Below are 6,850 nucleotides of genomic sequence, written 5' to 3' on the forward strand. Positions count from 1 at the left end.
CGCGCGATGGTCCGCCTCAACCGGATCTACACACGCACCGGGGACTTAGGCGAGACCGGGCTGGTCGACGGCTCGCGGATCGCCAAGGACCATCCGCGCGCGCAGGCGATCGGCGACGTCGACGAACTCAATAGCGCGATCGGATTGGCGCTGGTCCAGCAGGTTCCGGATGAGGCCCGGGCGATGCTGGGCCGAATCCAGAACGAGCTGTTCGACCTTGGCGCCGACCTCGCCACGCCGGGAGAGGAATTCACGCCATCGGAGATGGCGCTGCGGGTCGTCCAGGGACAAGTCGACCGGCTCGAAAGCGAGATCGACGCGATGAACGAGGAGCTGGAGCCGCTCAAGAGCTTCATTCTTCCCGGCGGCGGAGCCGCGGCGGCGCACGTCCACCTGGCCCGCGCGATTGCCCGGCGCGCCGAGAGGTCGGCCGTCGCGGCGTCGCGAGCAGCTCCGATGAATCCGCTCGCACGGATCTATTTGAACCGCTTGTCCGACCATCTGTTCGTGCTGGCACGGTTGCTGGCCAGGGACGATGGCGGCGACGTCTTGTGGCAACCTGGCGCGACCCGGCAGCCGTAGCTCTCAAGCATGCCGATCGCGGGCCGCGGGCCCCGTCGTCGTTAAAGCGTGCCCGGTCGTCCAGCAGCGGAACCGGGGTAAGCGGCCGAGCGCTTACTTGTTCACATGATGCTTTCGGTGCTGCGCGGGATCGTGCTGGCGTGGATGCGGGCAGGCACGGCGGCGGCGGCAATCATTGGAACATTGTTCGGATTGGCGGTCTATTACCGCGGCACACAACGGAGAGCAAAGTGGCGCTGAGTGCGATCGCGATCAATTGCACCCTGAAAAAGCGGCAGGACGAGCCGTCGTCGACCGACAAGATGATCGAGCTGATCGCGCGTGAGCTTGCAGGCCATGACGTGACCTGCAGCGAAAGTCTGCGCCTGTCGGAGTATAACATCCTCCCCGGCGTGACGTCCGACGAAGGTGAGGGAGACGACTGGCCGGACATTCGCCGCCGGATCCTCGCCAATGACATCCTGATCTTCGGAACGCCGATCTGGCTGGGGCAGATGTCGAGCATCGCCAAGCGCGTCCTCGAGCGGATGGACGCGTTCCTGGGTGAAACCGACGAGCAGGGGCGGATGCCGAGCTTCGGCAAGCTGGCGGTGGCGGCGATCGTCGGCAATGAGGACGGGGCGCACAATGTCACCGCCGACCTGTTCCAGGCGCTCAACGACGAGGGATGGACGATTCCGGCCGGAGGCGCCTGCTACTGGGTCGGCGAAGCAATGCAGAGCAAGGACTTCAAGGATCTGGAGCAAGTGCCGGAGCCGGTGATGCAGACCGCGACGATGCTCGCGTCAAACGCGGCGCACCTCGCGCGCTTGCTCAGCGCCGAGCCGTATCCGGGGACGACGCAGCACGGAAAGGACCAGTGAGCGAGTTGGGCGCCATTGCTCGATCCGCGGGTTCGCAGAGCGGCGCGGAGACGCTCGGCGAGCGGCTGCGCTCGACTCGATCGCTGACTCTCGAGCTCACCGCACCGCTGTCGGACGCCGACGCGACGGTGCAACCGTTTCCTGACGCGTCGCCGGCCAAATGGCATCTCGCGCACAGCAACTGGTTCTTCGAGACCTTCGTCCTTCGCGACCATGTGCCCCGCTACGAGCGGTTCGACGAGCGTTTCCATTACCTGTTCAACAGCTATTACGAAGGCGAGGGCGAGCGGCACCCGCGGCCCAGTCGCGGGATGCTGAGCCGGCCCTCGCTCGACGAGGTGCGCGAGTGGCGGGCCCGGGTCGACGAGGCGCTGCAGCGGGCGCTTCCGGGGCTGCCGCCGGACGCGCTCGACCTCGTCGAACTGGGGATCAACCACGAGCAGCAGCACCAGGAATTGCTGCTGACCGACATCCTCGCGACCTTGGCCGAAAATCCCCTCGAGCCGGCTTATGGTGAGCTTGAGACAGCAGCCTGCCACGCAACGGAGCCGCTGAGCTTCCTTGCGGGGCGGAGCGGGATCGTCGAGACCGGCGCGGACGACCGCGGCTTTGCGTTCGATTCGGAGCGGCCGCGCCACCCGATATTGCTCCATCCGCACGCGATCGCCAGCCGCCCGGTGACCAGCAAGGATTGGAGCGAGTTCATCGCCGAGGGCGGCTATTCGACGCCCGCCCTGTGGCTGTCGGACGGCTGGGACTGGGTGCAGCGCGAGGGCATCGCGTCGCCGCTTTACTGGCATGGCGACGGCAGCGAGTTCACGCTCGGCGGACGGCGCGCAATCGACCCGGCCGCTCCGGTCGCGCACGTCAGCTTCTTCGAGGCCGACGCATTCGCGCGCTGGGCGGGCATGCGGCTGCCGACCGAGGCCGAGTGGGAGAGCTTCGCGCAGGCCGCCGACCCCAGCCTGGGCAACCAGCTCGACCGCGCCGGAGCGGTCGTCCCGGCGCCGCCCGGCGACATTTTCGGCGACGTCTGGGAATGGACCCGGAGCAGCTTTGCGCCCTACCCCGGCTTTGGCGCCGCGGCGGGCGCGGTCGGCGAGTACAACGCAAAATTCATGAGCGGCCAGCTGGTCCTGAAGGGCGCGAGCTGCGCGACTCCGCGCGGCCACAGCCGGGCTTCGTACCGCAACTTCTTCCCACCCACCGCGCGCTGGCAATTTACCGGCCTTCGACTCGCCCGCGATGGCTGATTCGGTGGCCGACCGGAAGACCGCCGCCGAGCAGCTCGACTCGTTTCGCGACGACGTGCTGGCCGGACTCGCCGAGCCAATCCCTGCGGTCCCGGCGCGCTGCCTGTACGACCATCAGGGATCGCAGCTGTTCGACCGGATCACCCGGCTGCCGGCCTATTATCCGACCCGAACCGAGACCGCGCTGCTGGAGTCGATCATCGACGAGGTGGCGGCGCGGATCCCCAAAGGCGCCGCGGTGGTCGAGTTCGGCGCCGGCTCGGCGACCAAGACCCCGACCCTGCTTCGGGCGATCGCTCCGGCCGCCTATGTCCCGATCGACATTTCGGGCGCCTATCTGAGCGAGAGCGCGGCGCAATTGGACGCGGACTTCCCGGAGTTGCGGGTGCTCCCGGTCGTCGCCGACTTCGTTCACCCGTTCAAGCTTCCGGACGCGGTCGCCAGGCTGCCCAAGCTCGGCTTTTTCCCCGGATCGACCATCGGCAATTTCGTGCCCCGCAGCGCGACCGACCTGCTGCGCCATTTCCGCGAATTGCTGGGCACCGGCGCGCAGCTGCTGATCGGCATGGACCGGGTGAAGCCCGTCGAGCGGCTGATCGCCGCCTACGACGACCGCGACGGGATTACCGCGCGCTTCAACCTCAACCTGCTCGAACGGATCAACCGCGAGCTCGAGGGCACCATCCCCCTCGACGCGTTCCGCCACGAAGCGCGCTGGAACGACATATTGTCGCGGATCGAGATGCATCTCGTGGCGGTGCGGGACGTCGAATTCACGGTCTGCGGGCGGCCGTTCGCCTTCCAGGCGGGCTCCTCGATCCACAGCGAGAACAGCCACAAGTACGAGCGCCGCGGAGCCCGCGTTCTGCTGCTCGCCGGCGGCTGGACTCCGATTGCCGAGTGGAGCGACCCGGCCGGGGATTGGGCGATCGTGCTTGCCGAGGCGCAGCCCAACCGCTTCGCGCCGTAAGGCCGATTGCGGGCGCAGCGCGGCGCGGCTAAGCGCGGCTCCATGGTCAGCGCGCTTTTCGACATCGCCGATTTCCTTCTCGCCATCCTCGGCTGGATCATCATCGGCCAGGTGATCCTCAGCTGGCTGTTCGCGTTCGGGGTGCTCAACACCAGCTCGCAGGGCCTGCGCAGCTTCGTCGAGGCGCTCGACCGGATCACCGCTCCGCTGTACCGGCCGATCCGCAAGGTCATGCCCGATTTCGGCGGCATCGACTTCTCGCCGCTGGTGGTCCTGATCCTGATCCAGATCCTGCGCATGCTCCTCGACGGGGCGCAGAGCAGCCTCACCTACTCGACCGTATGACCGCACGGCGGATCGACGGGAAGGCCGCCGCCGCCGAGCTTCGCGAGCGGGTCGCCCGGTCCGCCGCCGAGTTCGAGCGCCGCGCAGGGCGGCCGCCGGGGCTGGCGACCGTGCTGGTCGGCGAGGACCCGGCGAGCGCCGTCTACGTCCGAATGAAGGGCAAGGCGACCGCCGAGGCGGGGATGGCGGGCTTTGCCCACCATCTGCCCGACACGGTTTCCCAAGCCGAGCTGCTCGAGCTGGTCGAGGAGCTCAACCGCGACGAGCGAGTCGACGGGATCCTCGTCCAGCTGCCGCTTCCCGCCCAGGTCGATTCGGCGCGGGTGATCGCCGCGCTCGATCCGGCCAAGGACGTCGACGGATTCCACCCGATCAATGTCGGCAGGCTCGCGGCCGGGCTCGACGCGCTGGTCCCGTGCACTCCGCTCGGCTGCCTGTATCTGCTCAAAGCCGAGCTCGGCAGCCTCGCCGGCCTGGACTCGGTGGTGATCGGCCGCTCGAACATCGTCGGCAAGCCGATGGCGGCGCTGCTGGTCGCCGAAAGCGCAACGGTCACCATCGCCCATTCGAAAAGCCGCGACCTGCCGGAAATCGTCCGCCGGGCCGATGTCGTGATTGCCGCGGTCGGGCGGCCGGAAATGGTCCGCGGCGAGTGGATCAAGCCGGGAGCGACGGTGATCGACGTCGGGATCAACCGGATTTCGAGCGCGGACGGCAAGGTGCGGCTGGTCGGCGACGTCGCGTTCGACGAAGCGGTGCAGGTGGCGGGTGCGATCACGCCGGTGCCGGGCGGCGTTGGGCCGATGACCATCGCCATGCTACTCAGGAACACATTGGTCACCGCGCACCGACGCGCCGGACTGCCCGAACCGGAAGGCTTTTGAGATGCTCGCATTGTTGCTCGCCGCCGCCGCGATCCCGACCGCGGTCGATGCCGAGCGCGCCTTTGCCCGCGACGCGCAGCGCCGCGGCCAGTGGACCGCGTTCCGGATGTACGCCGATGCCGACGCCGTGATGTTCAACCCGCAGGTCGTGTGGGCGCACGAGTTCCTGGCCGGCAGGAAGGACCCGCCGGTATCGGTCCGCCGGTGGCCGGCGCAAAGCTATGTGTCGTGCGATGGCCGGATCGCGGTCAACACCGGCCCGTGGGTGCGCGAGCGCGGCAGGAGCGTCGGCTATTTCACCACCGTCTGGCAGCGCAAGAAAGGGCGGTGGAAGTGGGTTTATGATGCCGGCGATACGCTCAAGGTCGCGCGCCCGGTACCGCGGCGGCCGTACGTTCGAAAGGCTTCCTGCGCGGGAAGGCCGACCCGGCCGCCGCTGCTGTCGCTGACCCCGCCGTCGAAACGCCCGGGCAAGGGGCCGCCCGACGATTACGGAGTCGGCCGGTCCGCGGACGCGACGCTCGCCTGGGACTGGAAGGTCGATTCAAAGGGCGCCCGCAAGTTCCGCACTTTCCTGTGGAACGGCGCCCGCTTCGAGCAGGTCATCTACGACGAAACCAAGCCGCAGTGATTGGGCCGCAATGATTGGCGCGCAATGATCGAACTGTTCGGGTCGGCGCTGGTCACCTTCCTGGTGATCATCGACCCGCCCGGATGCGCGCCGATCTTCGCCAGCCTGACCCGCGGCACGTCGGCCGCCCATCGCCGGGCGATGGCCATTCGATCGTCGCTGATCGCCTGGGCGATCCTGATGTTCTTCGCCTTGCTCGGCCGGCCGATGCTCCACGCGCTCGGGATCAGCCTCGCGAGCTTCAAGATCGCCGGCGGAGTGATGCTGTTCATGATCGCCCTGGACATGGTGTTCGAGCGCCGCACAAGGCGCCGCGAAGAGCGCGCGCAGTCGATCGACGGCACTCCCGATGCCGAGGACATTTCCGTGTTTCCGATGGCCATTCCGATGATTGCCGGACCGGGGTCGATCGCCAGCGCGATGCTGTGGGTGTCGCGCACCGACGACACCGTCGAAATCGCGACGGTGCTCGCGGCGATCACCGTGGTCATCCTGCTCACTCTGGTCACCCTGCTCGCCGCGGGGCCGCTGATGCGCCTGCTCGGCGACCGAATCGAAGCGATGATCACCCGGATCCTCGGAGTCATCCTCGCGGCGCTCGCCGCGCAGTTCGTCGTCGACGGGCTGAAAGAAAGCTTTCCGACCCTTTAGCGCACGACCCGCCACATCCGGAACGGCGAATCCTTCGGCAGCTCGACCGGCTGCAGCCACCCCGGCACCTGGCCGCGATGGAGCTGCCCGTAGAAGCCCTTGGGAGCGGCGGCCATGAAGATGGTGGTGGTCGAGCTCATCGGGCAGATCAGCAGATAATCGGCGCGGTACTTGGCGAGGGTCGCGCGGGCGTTCGCCTCGCTGCCGCGGAAGGTCTTCATGACGTCCGCGATCTGCTCGCCGTTGCGGTGGTAGGGGCCGATGACCGCATCGTGATGGGTGACGGTGATGATCCGCGGCCCCAGGTCGACGAAGCTGAACACCATCCCCCTGGGCTGCCGGGCGATCGGCCGCAGTCCGGCCAGCGAATTGCACTGCCGGTTGGCGCGCGAGATCGCGATGTCGCGGGCGGTCTGCTTTTTCGCCGGGGCGAACTTCATCGCCGCCGGGACGATTGCGCCGAGGCCAATCGCGGCCACCAGCAGAGTCGCCGCGATCCGCAGAACCGGCTGCCGGATCGAGCGAACGAGCGGCACGACCACCCACAGGATCGAGATCGCTCCGACGATGCTCAGCATCTGCGCGGCTGGCCCGGTGCGGGTCTGCCACAGCAGCAGCGCCGCGGCGGCCAGCGCCGGCGCCGCCGCCGCCACGGTTCGCCGGAACAGCGC

The 6,850-nt window shown here is 68.1% G+C and carries 8 protein-coding genes and 1 pseudogene; 8 read left to right on the plus strand and 1 reads right to left on the minus strand.

The genetic code is table 11. The features are described 5' to 3' along the window. Positions 1–6 precede the first annotated feature (6 nt). The 8 genes from H0T81_RS11685 (at position 7) to H0T81_RS11720 (ending at position 6,179) form a co-directional block, all read left to right on the plus strand. Positions 7–582 (plus strand): cob(I)yrinic acid a,c-diamide adenosyltransferase, encoded by a 576-nt coding sequence (locus H0T81_RS11685; RefSeq protein WP_294013362.1) that lies wholly within the window; start codon positions 7–9, stop codon positions 580–582. Between the two features lie 230 nt (positions 583–812). Further along, the gene (locus H0T81_RS11690; protein ID WP_294013365.1) at positions 813–1,445 is read left to right on the plus strand and encodes an NAD(P)H-dependent oxidoreductase; all 633 of its coding nucleotides are present in this window, start codon (positions 813–815) and stop codon (positions 1,443–1,445) included. Between the two features lie 65 nt (positions 1,446–1,510). After that, positions 1,511–2,698: an ergothioneine biosynthesis protein EgtB gene (egtB, locus tag H0T81_RS11695; protein ID WP_294013387.1), complete on the plus strand. Its 1,188-nt coding sequence runs from the start codon at positions 1,511–1,513 to the stop codon at positions 2,696–2,698. Continuing rightward, positions 2,691–3,668, plus strand: a complete 978-nt coding sequence (gene egtD, locus H0T81_RS11700; RefSeq protein ID WP_294013368.1) for an L-histidine N(alpha)-methyltransferase — start codon at positions 2,691–2,693, stop codon at positions 3,666–3,668. The genes egtB and egtD overlap by 8 nt, the downstream gene beginning before the upstream one ends. Positions 3,669–3,710: 42 nt before the next feature. Next, complete coding sequence (locus tag H0T81_RS11705; RefSeq protein WP_294013371.1) at positions 3,711–4,013, plus strand: YggT family protein; 303 nt, start codon at positions 3,711–3,713, stop codon at positions 4,011–4,013. After that, positions 4,010–4,897: a bifunctional methylenetetrahydrofolate dehydrogenase/methenyltetrahydrofolate cyclohydrolase FolD gene (gene folD / locus H0T81_RS11710; RefSeq protein ID WP_294013374.1), complete on the plus strand. Its 888-nt coding sequence runs from the start codon at positions 4,010–4,012 to the stop codon at positions 4,895–4,897. Before H0T81_RS11705 ends, folD begins: the two co-directional genes overlap by 4 nt. Position 4,898: 1 nt before the next feature. Continuing rightward, the gene (locus H0T81_RS11715) at positions 4,899–5,528 is read left to right on the plus strand and encodes a hypothetical protein (protein WP_294013377.1); all 630 of its coding nucleotides are present in this window, start codon (positions 4,899–4,901) and stop codon (positions 5,526–5,528) included. A 24-nt stretch (positions 5,529–5,552) separates the two neighbouring features. Next, positions 5,553–6,179: a MarC family protein gene (locus H0T81_RS11720; protein ID WP_294013380.1), complete on the plus strand. Its 627-nt coding sequence runs from the start codon at positions 5,553–5,555 to the stop codon at positions 6,177–6,179. Here the strand turns inward: H0T81_RS11720 and H0T81_RS11725 are convergent. Then, positions 6,176–6,850 (minus strand): annotated as a pseudogene (locus H0T81_RS11725) (AcrB/AcrD/AcrF family protein); the annotation flags it as partial. The gene H0T81_RS11720 and the pseudogene H0T81_RS11725 sit on opposite strands and share 4 nt — an antisense overlap.

Source organism: Sphingomonas sp., from assembly GCF_013812825.1.
Taxonomy (GTDB): domain Bacteria; phylum Pseudomonadota; class Alphaproteobacteria; order Sphingomonadales; family Sphingomonadaceae; genus Sphingomicrobium.

Bases quoted from the DNA above. Each gene is read 5' to 3' on its own strand.
- H0T81_RS11685 (WP_294013362.1), top strand. From the start codon at position 7: ATGGTCCGCCTCAACCGGATCTACACACGCACCGGGGACTTAGGCGAG.
- egtD (WP_294013368.1), top strand. From the start codon at position 2,691: ATGGCTGATTCGGTGGCCGACCGGAAGACCGCCGCCGAGCAGCTCGAC.
- H0T81_RS11705 (WP_294013371.1), top strand. From the start codon at position 3,711: ATGGTCAGCGCGCTTTTCGACATCGCCGATTTCCTTCTCGCCATCCTC.
- folD (WP_294013374.1), top strand. From the start codon at position 4,010: ATGACCGCACGGCGGATCGACGGGAAGGCCGCCGCCGCCGAGCTTCGC.
- H0T81_RS11715 (WP_294013377.1), top strand. From the start codon at position 4,899: ATGCTCGCATTGTTGCTCGCCGCCGCCGCGATCCCGACCGCGGTCGAT.
- H0T81_RS11720 (WP_294013380.1), top strand. From the start codon at position 5,553: ATGATCGAACTGTTCGGGTCGGCGCTGGTCACCTTCCTGGTGATCATC.